General features: G+C 33.7%; 12 protein-coding genes. 4 read left to right on the top strand and 8 right to left on the bottom strand.

From position 1 onward, the window contains the following. The first annotated feature begins 178 nt into the window (after positions 1 to 178). Both ACXHHC_RS02750 and ACXHHC_RS02755 read left to right on the top strand, forming a co-directional pair. A complete protein-coding gene (locus tag ACXHHC_RS02750; protein WP_458228127.1) occupies positions 179 to 1420 on the top strand; it encodes a cellulase family glycosylhydrolase in 1242 nt (413 codons plus the stop codon). Between the two features lie 329 nt (positions 1421 to 1749). Next, entirely contained in the window at positions 1750 to 3039 is a 1290-nt protein-coding gene (locus tag ACXHHC_RS02755; RefSeq protein WP_458228128.1) for a cellulase family glycosylhydrolase, read from the top strand. Between the two features lie 87 nt (positions 3040 to 3126). On the opposite strand, the gene ACXHHC_RS02760 is transcribed toward ACXHHC_RS02755, so the two are convergent. From ACXHHC_RS02760 to ACXHHC_RS02770, 3 genes are all read right to left on the bottom strand, one after another. Further along, positions 3127 to 3537, bottom strand: coding sequence for a hypothetical protein (locus tag ACXHHC_RS02760; protein ID WP_458228129.1), 411 nt, complete (start codon positions 3535 to 3537; stop codon positions 3127 to 3129). Positions 3538 to 3679: 142 nt separating this feature from the next. Continuing rightward, on the bottom strand, positions 3680 to 5128 hold the full coding sequence (locus tag ACXHHC_RS02765; RefSeq protein ID WP_458228130.1) for a sulfatase: 1449 nt from the start codon (positions 5126 to 5128) through the stop codon (positions 3680 to 3682). 1 nt (position 5129) lies between these two features. Further along, a complete protein-coding gene (locus ACXHHC_RS02770; RefSeq protein WP_458228131.1) occupies positions 5130 to 7979 on the bottom strand; it encodes a glycoside hydrolase family 2 protein in 2850 nt (949 codons plus the stop codon). A 264-nt stretch (positions 7980 to 8243) separates the two neighbouring features. Here ACXHHC_RS02770 and ACXHHC_RS02775 point away from each other — a divergent pair, with 264 nt between their 5' ends. Then, positions 8244 to 9443: a hypothetical protein gene (locus tag ACXHHC_RS02775; RefSeq protein WP_458228132.1), complete on the top strand. Its 1200-nt coding sequence runs from the start codon at positions 8244 to 8246 to the stop codon at positions 9441 to 9443. A gap of 71 nt (positions 9444 to 9514) precedes the next feature. Here the strand turns inward: ACXHHC_RS02775 and ACXHHC_RS02780 are convergent, their stop codons facing one another. Both ACXHHC_RS02780 and ACXHHC_RS02785 read right to left on the bottom strand, forming a co-directional pair. Further along, positions 9515 to 11083: a sulfatase family protein gene (locus ACXHHC_RS02780; RefSeq protein ID WP_458228133.1), complete on the bottom strand. Its 1569-nt coding sequence runs from the start codon at positions 11081 to 11083 to the stop codon at positions 9515 to 9517. A gap of 17 nt (positions 11084 to 11100) precedes the next feature. Beyond that, positions 11101 to 12561 (bottom strand): alpha-L-fucosidase, encoded by a 1461-nt coding sequence (locus tag ACXHHC_RS02785; RefSeq protein ID WP_458228134.1) that lies wholly within the window; start codon positions 12559 to 12561, stop codon positions 11101 to 11103. Positions 12562 to 12784: 223 nt separating this feature from the next. Here ACXHHC_RS02785 and ACXHHC_RS02790 point away from each other — a divergent pair, with 223 nt between their 5' ends. Continuing rightward, positions 12785 to 13966: a hypothetical protein gene (locus ACXHHC_RS02790; RefSeq protein ID WP_458228135.1), complete on the top strand. Its 1182-nt coding sequence runs from the start codon at positions 12785 to 12787 to the stop codon at positions 13964 to 13966. 66 nt (positions 13967 to 14032) lie between these two features. Here the strand turns inward: ACXHHC_RS02790 and ACXHHC_RS02795 are convergent, their stop codons facing one another. From ACXHHC_RS02795 to ACXHHC_RS02805, 3 genes are read right to left on the bottom strand one after another with little or no spacing between them, the layout of a single operon-like run. Continuing rightward, complete coding sequence (locus ACXHHC_RS02795; protein ID WP_458228136.1) at positions 14033 to 15598, bottom strand: sulfatase family protein; 1566 nt, start codon at positions 15596 to 15598, stop codon at positions 14033 to 14035. Between the two features lie 35 nt (positions 15599 to 15633). Continuing rightward, complete coding sequence (locus tag ACXHHC_RS02800) at positions 15634 to 16482, bottom strand: glycosyl hydrolase (protein WP_458228137.1); 849 nt, start codon at positions 16480 to 16482, stop codon at positions 15634 to 15636. Between the two features lie 12 nt (positions 16483 to 16494). Further along, the gene (locus tag ACXHHC_RS02805) at positions 16495 to 18432 is read right to left on the bottom strand and encodes a hypothetical protein (protein WP_458228138.1); all 1938 of its coding nucleotides are present in this window, start codon (positions 18430 to 18432) and stop codon (positions 16495 to 16497) included. Positions 18433 to 18560 lie beyond the last annotated feature (128 nt).

Genomic DNA, 18560 nt, shown 5'->3' on the forward strand with positions numbered 1-18560 from the left:
ACGTCTTAAATTACGGTATAGATTGAATATTAATAAGGGGGATATGCTTACAAGAGCTTTGATTTTTAATGTCTAGCCAAAGAAAAATCATTTCACCCTTTAAAACAAAAATACCTCCCTACGATCAAGTAATTAATCTAAGAAATTTATAAGACACTAATTTTTTAGACAAAAAAACATGAAAAATTTAAAAACTAGAAGAGTATTAAAGCTAACACTCGTCTACTTTTTTTTAATGATTAGTTCCGTTATAAATGCACAAGATTTCCCCTCTAGTTACAAAGGCTTTAACTTTGGTTGGTGGGGTAGAACAAATAGTTCCGATGCTGTAGCTGTAAAAGAAATAGGAGCCAATACCGTTCGATTGGTTTTTAGATGGTACAGAGAAGTTGGTAAAAACGATGATTCCTACAATGCAAATGGTACAGCCAACAACGGTTATATTAAAAACTCTTATTTAAATGAGTTAGACAACGAAATTCAATGGCTTTCCGATAACAATATAAATATCATCCTTACAGTAGAAGCCGGTGGTGGATCACTTAGAGAGCAGAACTTCTGGAACAACGACTTTATTAAGAATCGCTATATAGAACTTTGGAAATTTCTGATTAACAGATACAAAAAAAATGAAAACATCAAGGCTTGGGAACTGTTATCAGAGCCTCATCCGAATAAATACTACGGAAGCAATTTTCCTCATAGTAGAATTCGAGATTTCTATATAGATGTAATCAGTTCGTTACTTAGCACAGCTACAGAATCTAAACCCTTTGTAATAGGGCCTCAATTCTATTACAAAGCTAAATATTTAGTAGACGACTTGATAATTCATGACACATCAATAAAAACAAGAGTCGTATATACTTTTAACGTGTTAGTACACGAAGGCCAAGACGGAAGCTATAGTGCATTACAAGAAACTGTAAACCTTGCCACTACGTTTAGAGATAAACACAATGTAAAGATTTTCTGTAATCAGGTAGGATGTGAATTAACGGTACTTAATTCTTCTACTATCAGAAAAAACATGATTGATTTACTAAACGAAAATGAAATTCCATGGACCTACTGGAACTGGAGAGGTGGTGTTTTTAATGTTCGAAAGCTAGATGGGAGTTACGAGAATACTGTAAGAAACTTCTTTAAAGACAATGGTGTATTCAGCTCAGATCTTAGCGTAGAACCAGAACCAGTGGAAGAAAGTATTATCCCTATTGTTTCACCTAATCCTACCGATAGTACTATTACTATTGCAGCTAAAGGGTTTGAATCTGTCTATTTAAAAAGTATTGAGGGGAAGTTATTAACCACTTACAACACCAATGCTATAGACTTATCATTTCTGAAACCTGGAGTTTATATAGCTACCATAAAAACAACGGAAGGAATTTTCCAAAAAAAGATTATAAAGCTTTAGTTTTCTCAAAACAATTCTATTTAAACCTTAAAAACTCTGCAATTAGCAGAGTTTTCTTGTGTTACTATTTATCTAAAAAACAAGAAAAACTCTCAGAAGCACAACACCCGATATCAAACCATCAACAAACAACCCCTTAAACAACCACATCTACAATTAAAAACACAAAAAAACACATTATGTTAAACAAACAGTAATTTTCATTAATAATTGTTAAAACACCTACACCAACTTAAAACATCCCCCCTCTTCTAATCACAATATCACCTCACTATAAAGGCTCCAAAAACATCAACTTTATGACTTATTAACCAAAACATAAAACAATTATGAAAACTATTAAAACTAAAAGAAGTCTACTAAAAATATCCCTAGCCTTCTTCTTGTTTGTTTTTAGCGCTCACCTACAAGCCCAAGATTTTCCTTCCACTTACAAAGGATTCAACTTTGGTTGGTGGGGAGATACTGACAGTTCGGATGCAATTGCAGTTAAAAATATGGGAGCAAATACGGTTCGTTTGGTATTTAGATGGTACAGAGCCGAAGGAAAAAGTCATGACTCATACGACCCAAATGGTACAGCTGCTGATGGCTACATTACAAAATCTTTTTTATGGATTTTAGACGATGAAATTAAATGGCTAGAAGACCAAGGTCTTAATATTATTTTGGCGGTTGAAGCTGCAGGTGGCTCTACAAAAACTCAAAACTTTTGGAGTGGTGATCAAACCATGCGAACACGTTATAAAAAAATGTGGGAATTCTTAATTAAGAGATACAAACACAAAAGCAATATTAAAGCATGGGAACTACTATCAGAACCTCACCCTCATAAATTCTACGGAGATAATTTTGGAAGCGAGAGAATAAAGTACTTCTACACTGATGTAATAAAATATTTATTACCATTTGCTACTAAAAACAAGCCTTTTGTAGTAGGACCACAACGTTTTTACAGAGCAGAATTCTTAGAGGATAACCTTGTAATAACAGACCAAACAGTTAAACCAAGAGTGGTATATGCTTTTAATTTATTAATTCATGACAAACCAGAAGAAGTAGCAAAAAGTTCATGGCGAGACCTAAGAGATATTGTTGATTTAGCCTTAGACTTTAAAACAAAACACAACGTTAAAATTTATTGTGATCAAGTTGGATGTGAATTAAGTGTTGCTAATTCAGATACTATCCTAACAAACATGATTAACATGCTAGACAACAATAGTATTCCATGGACTTATTGGAACTGGCGTGGTGGTGTTTTTAATGTTAGAAACAGAGACGGTAGCTATGTTACAAGTGTAAGGAATTACTTTAGAGATGATGTTTTTGGTGGCACCAATAACTCTGTTGTAAATTCAGAGCATACAGAGCTTAACATTACAGATTCTTATGCTAATAATGATTCAAAATCATCTGTTTTTCCAAACCCAACCAATAGGTATATCAATATAAATACTAAAGGATTTCTAAATGCAAAACTATGCAGTTTGGAAGGAAAAATATTAGGTAACTATACAAGCAATAAAATAGACATCTCTTTATTAAAATCGGGGATTTATGTTTTAACTGTAAATACCACCGAAGGGGCATTCATTAAAAAAATTATAAAAATTTAATTTTTTTAAAAACAATAAAATAAGCCTCAATCTTACTTTAATAGTTCGATTGAGGCTTGGTTTTTAGTTTTCAATTTTTCTTACTGATTAATGCGCTACTTCTTTAAAAAAATCTAGCGATGGCATTTCTTTTAGTACACTCATTCTCAGTTTTTCATATTCTACATCCATATCTTCTACTGCTACTTTCATCATCTCTGGCTTATGTTTGTAGTATTTTGCTTCTTTGTGAAAATCTAAAGATGGCATTTCGTTTAAAACACGTAACCTAAAAGATTCGTAGTCAAACACTTTTTTACCTTCTATAGTCTCTATAGAAATATTTATAACCTCTTTGGGTAAATACTTAGCCTCTCCAAAGAAATCTAAAGATGGCATTTCATTTAAAACATTCAACCTAAACTTTTCATAATCAGAAAGCAAGTTTTCTTGAGCTGTTGCATAAGTACTAATACACGTACAGATGACCAACAGAATTAATTTATGTATTGTTTTCATTTATTATATATTTTTAAGCGTTCACTCTTAAAGTTAATAAATAAACAAAAACAAGTCAAATAGTTTGATATTAAACTATTTAATACTATACATAAACATTTAATAATTCTTTACTAATAATAAAACCCACATTTATAATCATTTATTTATAACCCCATTCATACATTTCACTAGTATAACCAGCGGTTGTTTTCTTTTTCAGCAATAGCTTGTTTAATTTCTTTTGAATTTTAGCATATTTTGGGTTTCCTGCTAAATTGTTAAACTCGTGTGGGTCGTTTATTAAATCGTATAATTCAAAACCTTTATCTCCATGTTTCCAGTGTGTAAACCTCCATTTATCTGTTCTAATAGAAGCCCCACCTGCCCTACACGTGGTGAAAGCAACTTTCTTTTTCCATTTTTTGGAGGTTACATTCTTTAACAATGGAACCAAACTTTCTCCTTGTAGTTTCTTTGGTGTTTTTAGGGCTGTTAATTCAGTTAACGTAGGATACAAGTCTATCAACTCGGTTATTTTATCGGTAGATTTTCCTCTTTGAGATTGCATCCATGGTACATGAATCATAAAAGGAACTCGAATGGCTTCTTCAAATAAATGCGGTTTCTGAAACTTATGATGTTCTCCTAATAAATAACCATGATCACTACAAAAAACAACAATCGTGTTTTTTGATAAGTTTAATTGTTCCAAAGCATCTAAAACTTTACCAACTTGTGCATCCATATAAGAGACACTTGCATAGTAGGCTTCTAACAACCCTTTGTGTCCTTCTGGAGTTACTCCCCACCTTTTATTGGTATTTCTATTTCTGTAGATTATAGGTAAATCATCTAAGTCATCCTCTGGAACTACAGGCGGTATCATTTCACTTCTATTGTACAAATCAAAATACTTTTTAGGTGCTACTAAGGGTACATGTGGACGAACCATTCCAACCGCTAAGAAAAAAGTGCTATCCTTTAATTTCTGTAACATTTCTATGGCTTTATCTGCAGTCATTCCATCTACATGATCTGAATCTGTACCTTCGGCTATCAAACCATTAAACCTTTGATGTCCATTATACTTTGGAGACCAATTGGTAAGTTCTCCCTTGGCATTATGCTCTAGCGCTTTCATATTATATGCCTCATCCCAAGATGCAGGGTCGTCACCTCCGGCAGTACCTCTTAAAATATCAAAAGGAATTCCCATATGAAATATTTTACTCACACGAGCTGTATAATACCCCTCATTTTTAAATGCTTGAGGAAGTGTTACCAAATTAGGTTTCAGCTTTCTATCGATTCCCGCATTTTTTAAAACTCCACTGGAATAGGTATACAAACCAGACAGGATAGATGCTCTAGATGGTCCACATAAAGGGTGTTGACAATGCATGTTTTTAAAGACCACACTACGTTTGGCTAATTTATCTAACTCAGGAGTTTTGCATTGTGGATGCCCATAACCACTTAAAGCCGTGTTTAAATCATCCGCAATAATAAACAGTACATTTGGTTTCTTTGTTGTTTGGGCACTTATACTGATTCCCAACAGAAAACATGCAATCGTATAATAAAAGGTAAACTTTATTGTATTTCTCATTTTACTCTATTCTTTTTAATTCAAAACCATTTAACCAAGTATACGCATTAGGTTTATCAACTATAAAATCTAAAACTATCTCTTTATCATCTTTCACCTCAAAAAACTGTGTGTAATGAATTGGAGCACGTTCTCCCGCATCTCCTTTATTAAAATAGCTTACCATATGCTGTGCTGGTGTTTGCCAACCGTACTTTAACTTTTTAGGATTGTTAATGTTATAAGGAAACTGTTTTGCATGGTATGCAGCATTGTGGTAGCTAACCATCTTATACTTCCCTTTTTGCAATCCTTTTACCTGTAACGTAATTGCTTTGTCTTTTACAAAAACACCATCTGCTCCTACAAAAGCTAAATCTCCCAACATAGATGGCTCTCCTTTAGACCATTCAATAATTCCTTTAGAAACAATGCTGAATTCAACTCCCTCTCTATTCTTAAAGGTCAAATCATTTTTATCTTTTATGTTCCAAGCAGTCCAATCGAACTGAGGTAATTGCTTTTGATGACCTATATCTACTCGGTAGATTGGAAAATCATAAACAGGTGCTGCATTTGCTAGCACTGTATTGGCATTAAATGCAACTGTAGACAAATGTAAAGACGATGATTTTAACTTTGTAGCACTTGCTTTTATCTTTATCTTCCCTGTAGTTTCAGTTCCTTTTACATAGACAGAAGCAATTCCATTCAACGTTTCCATTGGATTCATGTAAGACTGCTCTTTGTCTACCAACGCTCCATTTCCAGAGATAGTGAAATGCACTTTGTTCGTTGCATCTGTAACAATTGTTCCATTTTTATCTACAATTGCTGCTCTCACTATTTTCACATCCGAACCTCCTGCTAGTAGCTTTTGATCTGGATAATCAACATACAATTTTAGTGCATAGGGCTTTTCTGCTGCTTTACGTTCCTGTTCTGCAACTAACTTTCCATTTTTATATGCCAAGGCTTTTAAGGTTTCGTTTTTCCATGGAAAATAAAAAGAAAAAGAAGGATGCTTATTATTAGACTTCTCATGTGCGTTGTCTGGTATTTGATTGGCTACCAAAACACCGTTTGCATATAGTTCTACTCGGTCTGCATTGCTATATACATGCACAATTCCATCTTTAGAGACACGTTCATCGGCAATGTGAACCATATCTTCACTAGTTAATTCAGATTGATACCAGTGGTACACAGGTCTTTTATTTCTATACATATCCAAAACAGCATAAGAAGTATGTTTCTCTGGATCGTCTGCTTTTTTTCTTAACTGATAATAATCAGCAGCCAACCAAGTTAAGGTTCCAATATTGTTTTTACGTTTTTTATATCTAGAAATATGAAATTGATTGGCAATTCCACTAGGATTACAACCATGTTCCATCACCAAAGTAAACCCTTCTTCTGCCCAATCTGATTTACGGTAATCCATGGTAGCAAAAATATCTGTAGGCCCTGCATGTCGCATTCCGTTCCATGGGCTAGAAGCACTGGCTGTAAGCCTTGTTGGATCTTCTTCTTTACTTGCTTTGGCCAATCTTGGCACATTCCCCCTATGATTAATTCCGGCTCCCCAAATAGCTATAGACGGGTGGTTTCTATGATTTCTGATCATCACTCTAGCGGATTCTTCTAACTGATCCATCCATTGGCCTTGCTCCCATTTAATCCATGTAGCTGGTTCTTCGTATAACAAAATCCCTAATTCATCACAAGCTTCTATAAACGCATTGTCTTGCGGATAGTGAGACAATCGAATGGTATTAAAACCTGCTTCTTTAAAACGCAAAGCTTCTTCGTAGTGCATAGAATTTGGAACAGCATCACCTATGTGTGGAAAACTTTGGTGTCGGTTAGCTCCTATCATAAAAAACGGCTTTCCGTTTAATAAAAGCCCTTGCCCATCTACCAATTCTAGTTTTCTAAATCCGAATTTCGTTTCAATTCTATCAACTAATTTATTATTGGCATATACATAAGAAACCGCTCTGTACAAATAAGGTCTATCTGGAGACCAAGTAAAGTAGTCATTGTCCTCTAAAACCGTAGATTGTTTAAAAGTATAGGTAGCCCCGGAAGCTATTTGCTGCTCATCCTCAATTTTATTTAAAACCAATCCTTTTGCATCTACAATTTGGGTTACAATTCTAGCATTTTGTTGATTCTCATGTGTATTTACCACCGTAGTGTTAATTGCTGCAATTCCATAACGTCTTTTTACTGTAGGAGTGGTAATCCTTACCCCTGCTTCTTTTGCTTCCCAATTAAAGTTTACGTGGAGTTTGTTCGTTTTTACCAAATACACATCTCTGTACATTCCTCCCCACTTTATATAATCTGCCTTGTGAGGATCTGGTGGTACTAGCTCATTAAAACGATTGTCTGCCTTTACTAGAATTTTATGTACAGTTCCCGATTTTACAAACGGTGTAATCTCAAAATGAAACGGAGTGTAGCCTCCTAAACTGTTTTTTCCAACAAAATGTCCATTTACCCAAACTTCGGTTACAGAATGTACCCCCTCAAACTCTAAGAATACCAATTGATCTTCTACTACATCAATCTTTATTTCTTTGCAATACCAACTAATATCTCTCATGGCTTCTGACTGTGGCCAAGTAGAGTTCACCTCTTTCATAGATAAAGAAACAGGATCGGGATTGTGAGGAATAGCCACTTTTTTCCATGCAGAAACTTCTAAATTTAACTCAGTTGGTGTTTCTGCCTTGTCTTTTTTCCAATACCAGTTTAAATTGATGTTCTCTTTGGTTCTAGGGGTTTGTTCATACCCTGATAATTGACCAAAAGACAGGCTCGTTACCATCAGTACACACAATAAAAAGTGTATCGTTTTCTTCATTTAAGACGTATAATTTATTAAATAGTAACTCTCAATTTAAGGCAAATACCGCGTTTATTGACTTAAAAAACGATTGAAACCGAAAATTAACCGATAATAGTAACGGTTAACAGAAGCTTATGAAACCCTATATATCAATCTCTTAAAAAGTATTTGCATTCAGAAAAACAATTCTTAGAACATTAAAAAAAGTAATAGAATTACTACAGCAATTCTCACAAAACTCCTTTTAATTCTGAAAGTTTTTATAGCTTTACCAAACCTATGGAGAATGACATCAGAGAGAATAAGGTTAGAGAAATTCTAGAAAAAATATGCTTAGATTCACAATTTTCTAAGTCTTCTCGCTATACACAACTACTGCGTTTTTTAACAGAACAATCTTTAGAAGGGAATCATTTAAAGGAGCAAACCATTGGTAATGCTCTTTTTGAAAAAGGATACAACCCTATAAAAGATGATGGAAAAGTTCGTGTATATATGTTTAACCTCCGTAAAAAACTAACCGCTTACTACGAAGGTGAAGGTGCAAATGACGAAATCGTATTTTTATTAGAAAAAGGTAGTTACGATATCGTTTTTATCGACAAAGACAATATTGATGAAAAAAATAAGCTTCAAGAAGTTCCCAATGATGTAGCGGTAACAAAGCATCATTCACTTAAAACATATCAGTTTTCTACTATTGGCCTAGTTATTTCTTTAATAGCATTACTTTTTATATCAAACTATAAAACTATTTTTCCCAGTGAAACTTATTGCTGGAACGATTTTTTTGAAAAAGGAACCGTGAATACATTTGTATTGGCAGATCATGTTGTAATGCACCACCCTAACCACCCAAGGGGTAATTTATACATGAGAGATGGTGTAAATAGTTCTGCCGATTATATTACGTACAAAAAAAAGCATCAAGATTCCTTAACGCTTGCTGACTATACACTGTTTACTAAGGGAGTTCCTTTCTCTGTAATGGATTTAAGCCGATTATTTGTAAAACACAATGCTAATATGATTCCTAAGCCCGAAAGTGAATTCACTTACGATGCTATTAACAGAGGAAATGTAGTCTATATGGGACAACAAAAAGTAATGAGCTTGTCTAAAGAAATATTTTTAAAGAATAGTAAAAAGTTTAGTAGTAAGCTCAACGCTTTTATTGTTACCGAAAATGATAAAAAAACAGTGTACCGTTCTAAACATGGAGACAACAAATTGATTGAATATGCCATGGTTTCTTATTTTCCATTAAATAACGGTAACAAAGCAATGTATTTTGTATCCGATCATGATATTGGTGTAATGGCCACGGTGGAATTGTTTACCAATTTAGAGAAACTGGCAATCTTCTACAAGAAATTACCGGCTAATGATGTTTACTTTAATGCCCTTTTTAAGGTAAAAGGACTGAACAGATTAGATGTAAGTTGTGAGTTGGTTGAACTGGAAGTGATTAAAGACTAGTAATGTATCTTATAAAAAAGCTCTAATTAAAAGATATAATTAGAGCTTTTTTATAATGATTCCTGACAAATTTAGTATTGATCAATATTCAGGTTTAACAACTGATTGAATTCATTCCATTTTCTTTTATAAACGTAATTTTTTTGAACAGCACCTCTAGTTGATCTTCCATCTTTGACATACTTTATTACTAGTTTCTTTAATTCCTTTACAATTTCAGGGTGCTGCTTATAAACATTATTAGTTTGTGCTAAATCTGTTCTCAGGTTGTAAAGCGAAACAGGTTCTTTCATTAACTCTGAAACTACAGGTCGATATTTTTTATCGTTACCACCAGACCCCGCGTGTAATAACAATACCCAATCCCCTTTACGAATGGCAAACTTCCCACTACTAGAATGGTGAATGGTTGCTTCTCTAATCGATGCTGTTTTAGATTCTCCTGTAAAGGCTGCCCACATATCGTAGCTGTCTTCTGCAGCAGTATCTGGGATTTTCTGACTGATAATTGTAGCAAATGTTTTCATTAAATCCGTTAAACATAAAACTTGCTCAGATGAACTTTGAGGTTTAATTTTACTAGGCCATTGTGCAAAAAATGGAACTCTATGTCCTCCTTCCCAGTTATCTCGCTTACATCCTCTTAATTTTCCAGCACTATAATGATTGTACTCTTTTTTCCGAAGTATCATTGATGTTTCTGGCCCATTGTCACTTGTTACAATTAAAAGTGTATTCTCTGTAATTCCATTTTTCTCTAAAGCTTTTACTACTTCTCCTACTACCCAGTCAGTCTCTACAACATAATCTCCATAAGCTCCTATTTTAGTCGACTTTTTAAAACCATCTGCTACTGCTAAAGGTGTATGAGGTGAAGGTAAAGGTAAATACAAAAAGAAGGGCTCTTTTTTCTTTGAAAAATCAGTAATCACTTCCTCCGTTTTTTTTGCTATTTTAATAACATAGTCTTCAACTTTAGTATCCTCATCAGCCATACCAGTTCTACCAAATCCTTGTTTTCGCCCTCTTTTAACAGTAGAAATATTTGTCAAACGGTCATTTTCTATAAAGACATAAGGAGGCATATCCAAAGAAGCTGCATGACCAAAGAAATAATCAAATCCAAGAGACGTTGGTCCATTAGCAACAGGCTTAGTAAAATCTATTTTGTACCCTCCATAAGTTTCTTCTTTTTTTCCTTTGATTGGGGTTTCTCCGTCTTTTAATGCCCAATCTAAACCTAAATGCCACTTACCAATACAAGCGGTTTGGTAGCCTTTTTGTTTTAGCATAGAAGCTATGGTCAATCTATTTGATTCAATTAATGGTTTGCTATAACCCCACAATACACTTCTTTTTAAACGAGTCCTCCAAGCATATCTACCCGTAAGAATTCCGTACCTACTAGGAGTACAAACAGCTGAAGCTGTATGTGCATCGGTAAATGTAATTCCATTTTTTGCTACTTTATCAATAAAAGGTGTCTGAATTTTAGAGCCTTTGTTTAAGCAACTTACATCGCCATACCCCAAATCATCTGCAAAAACAATTACAATGTTTGGGTTTTGGGATTTTACTGCTGTGGTATTAGATAAAATTAAAAGTAGAAAACAAAAAAAAGGTAGTTTAAAATTACACATAATGTTTAAATTAAGGGTTAAAGTTCAACTTTAAAAACCGTAGCAATTCCATCTAAATCTCTATTTTTTGGAATCGTTACTTTTAGTAAATCTTCTTTGGTTTCCCATTTCAGTTGTTCACCATCTAAAAAACTAACGTTTCTAACACTGTCCCCTTTAGAGACAACATGTTGCAATTCAACTTGAGTTCCTTTTTTAGGTTGACCCAATAAAAACACATACAGATATTTTCCATCTTTCGATTTGGTAAAACGAACATCCTCTTCTGTATATTCAATCGTAGAAGATTGTCCTCCATGGCTTCCATCATGAATTTCGGCAGTTCCGTACCCAAATACATCGTGAGTTCTAGTATTATAAATAGCCTCTTGATGTGTTTGAATCCAATCACCAATTTCTTTTAAGATAGCTCTTTGTTCTTTATTGATAGTACCTGTTTTATCTGGTGATATGTTTAGAAGTACCACCCCTTTCTTACTCCAAGTATCAATCATATTCTTTAAGATTACACCTGTCTTTTTGTACGTCTGTCCATTAATATACCCCCATCCTTTTCCTTTATCGCTAATGGTGATGTCTGTCATCCAATAATCTTGTGGCATTCCTTTGAGTCCACCACGCTCAACATCTAGAATTCGCACATTCGGAGGTAAATCTTTTTGCTTAGCTATAATAGCCGTTTGCTTAGCATTCTCAACTGAAGTATTGAAGAAATGAGATGTCATCTCCAAACGGTATTTCCAAGGCATTCTATCCAAATCAGAATCAAACCATAATAAATCTGGTTTGTATTTATCTACCAATTCATTTGTTAAAGCCAACCAGTATTCACGTCCTTCCTCAACAGGCATATTCCCATAAAGTTTTCTTAATTCAGAATCATTACTAGAAGTTGCATATTCTGGGCTTATATTGTAATAAGTTGGTCTTTTTTCATGTTTAAAAGTGAATGCATGATGTAGAGTAGTAATTGTTTTTAAATTCTCTTTTCTTAAAGCAGCTAACATTAAACCGACAATATCCTGTTTTGGTCCTTTATCTTTGGCATTGTATGGGTTAATTTCACTATCCCACATCGCAAAACCATCGTGATGTTGCGCAACTGGACCTGCAAATTTTGCTCCAGTAGCCTTAAATAATTTTGCCCACTCATTAGCATCGAAGTTTTCTCCTGTAAAATCTGGAATAAATTGGTGATAATTAAAATCTTTACCATACGTCTTTTCATGATATTCTTTCCAACCAGATCCCCAACCACTTTCTTTTGATGTATACATCCACCTAGGATACCATTCCCCACCATAGGCAGGCACACAATAAGGCCCCCAATGGAAATAGATACCTAATTTAGAATCTTTGTACCATTCAGGTACTTTCTTATGTTGACTTAAGCTTTCTTTTGTTGCAGTATATTTTTGTGCAACTATAAAATTTACAAACGAAAAAACTGCAATTAGTAAGAGCTTACTTTTTTCCATACTCATTTAGATGTATTAATAGTTATTATAATTTCTCTTTAAAATTAATTAATGTTATAAAGACCTAAACTATTTTAACCCCTATAAAAGGGTTGTAAAATAGAGATGATACGGTGTTTTTAACCGTTAATTTTCGTCTTTTATATATACTAACAAAATTATTTCTAAGCTTCTAGATTTTAGTTAAATTGGAAAATCAAAAACAGAGCTGAGTTTTAAATTTATGAGTAAACACATCGATTCAAAAAAAATTCAAGAAACACTACGAAAAATTAGTAAACATAACCTATTTGTAAATGCTCCAACCCATTTAAGAATTCTTACCTATTTAGTAGAAAAAGCAATAAAAGTTGAAGATGTAACAGAAAAGACTATTGGCATAGACTTATTCGGTGAAAGTTACACAAGTACAAAAACAGGAGGAACTATACGTTCTTACATGTCTAAATTGAGAAAAAAATTAGAGAACTACTATAATGAAGTAGGAAAAGCAGAGGATCTTGTTTTTTTTATCCCAAAAGGGCAATACAATCTTAGGTTTATCCCACATAAAGATTTTAAAAAGATATATAAAACACAAACAACTTACAATTTTTCTCTAACGCTTAAAAGCATTTATATAAGTATTACTATCATTTTACTTTCTATGGCTACTGTATTTTTAATACAGAAGTACTACAACAATCATAGCTTAATTTGGGAACCTTTCTTTGAAAATAATGCCAAAAACATGGTAATTATTTCAGATCAGTATATGGTAAACGTTATAGATAAACAGTATAACGAAAAACATCCTACTGTTTACCCAATCAACAGTCAAAATGATTATGTGAGATACGTACAAGAAAATCCAGATAGAAATCTAGAAGCGACAGACTACACTTTAATGTCTAAAATGGCTCCATATGGAGTAAAATTACTGACAGAATGGTTCACAAAAAATAATAGTAATTATCTACTTCAGCTTGAAAGTAAGCTTACTTATAATGATATTTCCAACTATAACCTCTTATTTATTGGTCAGTATAAGACGATGAACCTTTCCAATTCATTTTTTCTAAAAAAAAGCAATTGTTTTTCACTGTATAAAGATGGATTTCAATACGAAAAGGACAATACAAAAAAGCGTTATAACACACAACGAATGAAAAATGGAAGAGTGGAATACGCAATGGTATCTTTCACCTCTTTTACAAAAGGGAAACAAGCATTTTACTTTGTTTCTAACAATGATATTGGCACCATGGCAACCTTACGTTATTTTACCCAAAAAGAAAGTCTCAAAAAATTTATACAGCTACTACCTGATAGAAATACTTCTTTTAACGCATTATTTAAGGTAAGTGGACTACAAAGAAACGATATTAGTTGTGAGCTGGTAGAATTAGAGGTAATTCAAAAATAAATAAAAAGAAAAAGCTTTGGAAGTTAAACCTCCAAAGCTTTTCTATGTACTGTAGATAAATATCAATTAATCATTCCAATGCTTCTCTACAATGGCTTTAATTTTAGGGTAGTCTTTATCTGTTTCATTTAACTCTTCACGTTGTTTCTTTAATTCTGCTTTTAATTCTTTAACAATCTCTTGGTAAGCAGGATCCTTATAACGGTTGTGTAATTCTTGTGGATCATTCTTTAAATCGTACAATTCCCAAGTATGTGGAGTCTCTCTATCAATACCATAGTATTGTTTTCCCCAATAGTGTTTTTTAAACTCCGACGGATCCATATAGTGTTTCCCATAATAGAAAATCAACTTGTAGTCTTTAGAACGAACCCCAAAATGTGCTGGAACATAATGGTGTATAATATGCATCCAATAACGGTAATACGTTGTCTTTCTCCAATCTTTCTCTTCTTTCCCTTTTAAAGTTCTAATAAAACTCTTTCCTTGCATGTATTCAGGAGCTTTTCCTCCTGCCAACTCTATCATAGTTGGAGCATAATCTGTGTTGTTTATTAGCAAATCAGAAACCTGTTCCTTTCTAATCATTTTAGGATAATGTACTATATATGGCATACGCATAGATTCTTCGTACATCCAACGCTTGTCTTGTAAATCATGTTCTCCCAACATCATTCCTTGGTCTCCTGTATAGATAATCACCGTGTTTTTCCACAACCCTTCTTTCTTTAAATAATCAAATAAACGACCTAAGTTGTCATCCACTCCTTTTACACAACGTAAATATCTCTTCATATACGTTTGATATCCTTGGTGTGCAGATTCTTGTCCTTTGTACTTACCTCCGTTCAACATCCAGTTGTAGTTTCGGTACATATGACGATCAGAAATTGAAGTTCCAATGTAAGTTTTTAAAGAATCATTGATTCCCCTTACTCCTTCTGATCCCCAATTAGGCTGATAATACAAACTAGAAGGTTCTGGAATTTCTGTAGTTGCTAAATAGTCTTCATATCTAGGAGCATATTCAAAGAAATCGTGCGGTGCCTTGTAATGATGCATCAAAAAGAATGGCTTCTTTTTATCTCTGTTCTCTAAATAATCTATCGTAATGTCTGTAATTACATCACTAGAATGCCCTTTCGTTTTCACTTTATTTTTTGGCCAAGCTCCTTTTCCTTTTTCTAAGAAAGAAGGGTTAAAATACTTTCCTTGCCCAGGCAATACTTTGTAAAAATCAAAATTTACGGGTTCATTTTTTAAATGCCATTTACCTACCATAGCCGTAGTATACCCTAGTTTTTTCATCTCTATAGGTAAATACTGTTTGTCTGTATCTAATTTGTGATCCAAATCTAACACCCCATTGGTTTGCGGATATTGTCCACTAATAATAGATGCCCTACTTGGAGTACAAATAGAATTGTTACAAAACGCATTGGTAAAACGAATCCCATCTGCTGCTAACTTATCCAAATTCGGAGTAGGATTCAAACCAGACAGCCTTCCTCCATAAGCTCCAATGGCATGTGCTGCATGGTCATCGGACATGATGAAGATAATGTTCGGTTTTTTCTGTGCAACTGAACTAATAGTGATAAAAGCAGCTGCAAAAAGGGTTAATAGTCTCATTCTTCTTTTATTTGTATTTGTGATGATAAAAACTTCTATTTTTTATCTTTTAATTCATAAACCCTAATCCAATCTATCAATGTTGTTCTTTCTTCTTTAGAACCTGTAGCTACTTTACTTCCTTTTTCTGGTATCGGATTCCAATCATAGGCTTCTATAGAAAACTGTAAAATTAAATCCTGATCAAAAGGCACCGGTGGTGTTAGCGTATATACATATTTACCATCTAAATAAAACAACAACTCCGTAGCACTTTTTCTGTAGAAACCGTACGTATAAAATTTATCAGAGTTATTTACATCTAAATATTTAGCTTTTTGATCTCTTACAGATTTATTACAAGCCGTTCCTCTATGAATAGCATTTGAATGCATAATACGTTGCCAATCATGAGCCCATTTGTGAGTTTTCTCTGTTAGCCTTCCAACTGACTCAGTAATATCAATCTCGTGTTTTTGCTCACAAGTTCCTTGGTGACACAACCAAAAACCACCTCCCATCTCGGTCTTGTTCATTTTCATTCTACACTCGTAATAATGTCCTATGTTTGTTTTTTTATACGATCGTAAAATTCCCCCATGGTACTTATAAGTAGATTTCCCTATAGTTACAGGCTTTGGCAATTCTCCTACTTCAATACTTAAATAACCATCGCCTATAGAAAAACTTTCTTTTTGAAACAACGCTGGTGCACGTCCCATCCATTTTAACTCGTAATGCGCATCTGGTTTAATATTCCATTTCTTGGTATTTATTTTCTTTCCATTAAACTCATCGCTCAATGCTTTTACTTTTTTCCACTCCTTTCCTGCTACCTTGGGTAACTGAGCTTGTACATTGATAGCAAAACATACAAGTAGTATTGAAACTATACTTTTAAACATATTTTTTAAACTTTAAAATTTTCTATTTAAATCTTTACTGAAATCGAACTTTTGTAATACCACACTACTAATATAACCTCCGCTATTTGGGAATGTAACAGTCACTACATTATTCTCCTTTTTATTGTTGATTAAATTGTATGGTACCGGAATTTCTAAAACCCCAAAAAAGCGTTTTCTGGTCAACTGATCGTATCCTCTCCAATCCGTTGGCACTTCTATTTTAGTTCCGTTAAAAGTAATTTCTGGATAAGTAAAAGAAGTCCCTGCTTTTGGATGCTCACGACCTATTCCTAAACGCAAAACCAACTCTCCATGCTTTCCTTTTGACAACTCCGAAGCTGTAAAATTAAAGACACTAGCCTTACCTGCCTCTATCTTTTGCAAGTACTTATCTGCATACACTTTAGACTCCTTAGAAACCTCGTTAATTTTAACTTCTTTTTTAAATTGATACTTTAAAATCATAGTAGCACCTTGTGAAATAGTCACTTTAGAGGTATTTATATCTAAAGATTTCTCCTCTAAAATTGGCAACTCATTTACTTCGTACAAATGCTTTAATTGAATGGATTTGATCTTATTTTTCTTAGTGTTTACTATATGTAAGTCCAAAGTCTGATCCGTAGTCTCCATATTATTTAAAATTAAATACATCGTTTTTCCATCAATATAGGCATCTACCTGAACGTCTATATCCGATGCTTTCGTATCTACTCTTACTCCATTCACTTCGCTCCACAACTGATAGAACTTTACCAATTCTGTATACACCCATTTGTTTCCTTTTTCTCCCTCTAATTCCTTTTGCTGTCTAAACAAACGGTAAGGATATTTAGCTTTAGGAAACTTTTTACTCTTCCACCAGTTTGCCTTTAACAATTTAAACGGCATCGTTTTCTCCATTACATCTGGCTTTTCTAATAATTGCATTAGAATCGTAGAGAAAGAACGTAAGTTTTGCCAATCAAATTCTTTGGTATACTTTTCTATATCTCCATTTTGCCAAAAATAACCGTATTCAGAAATTACAAAAGGTTTTACTTCTCCCAACTTAATTTTACTGTAAGCTTCAATCATATCTAACATGGCTTCCATATTGCTACCACACCTAAAGTAATTTTCTTTTCCTCCTCTGGCCATACCATCGTATATGTGTAAAGAGAAAAAGTCCATGTCTTTTCCTGCAATGTCTATAAATTGCTTCCAATTGTTTTTCCAATGTCCAAAATTGGAGTTGTTGGCAGAATACTCTGGATACGCAGCTGTATAACCACCTACTTTTATATCCGGATTCAATTCTTTTACTCTTTTGGCTACTGCCACATGAAATTCTGAAATCTTTTTTCTTGTAGTATGATGTTGCTTAGCATGCACAAAAGGCTCGTTAATTACCTCTAAATACTTTGGCTTATTTTCTCCATCTCCTCCAAAAGCATTTTTTAAATAATGCGCATAAAACTCAGCAGAGGCTTCGTTACTAGCCATAGTCCATGGGGTTTTACCACAACAAGAGTTAACAGGCTTTCCTTCGGGATAATTGTTAAATTGTCCTCCAATCATAAAATCATTCCTGGCTTCTATTTTAGGACTCACATAGGTTTTTGCATATTCCTTTTTAGCTCTTTGTGCTATCTTTTCAATATCACTCACATTGGGCCATCCTTTTCTCCTAAAATCTTCTCCAACCTGTCTAATTCTAAAGGGTAAAGTACCGTTATTCCTTCCTAAGTAGACATCGTAATCGGTTAAAAACTGATCGCGTACTTTTTCACTAGGCCACTCTTTGTCTTGCAAGCCCGCATGTAGTGTTATGTATTTTTTTCTATCAAAGTGTGATTGATCTCCAACCACATGTTTTACATTTACGTTTACATCTACGGAAACCTGAGCAGCTACTTTTTTAGTAAAAAGCAAACTTGGAATTACGAAAAGAGCAATATATTTCATGAGATTCTGATTGTTATTTGAATTATATTATGAAATTACCCCCGAAAATAAAAAAACAGGAATAAAATAGTCTCATCTAATAGTACAATTGGTTTATATGACAAAAGTCTAGACGTAAAAACTAGATT

The sequence above is a fragment of the Wenyingzhuangia sp. IMCC45574 genome (genome assembly GCF_054182685.1).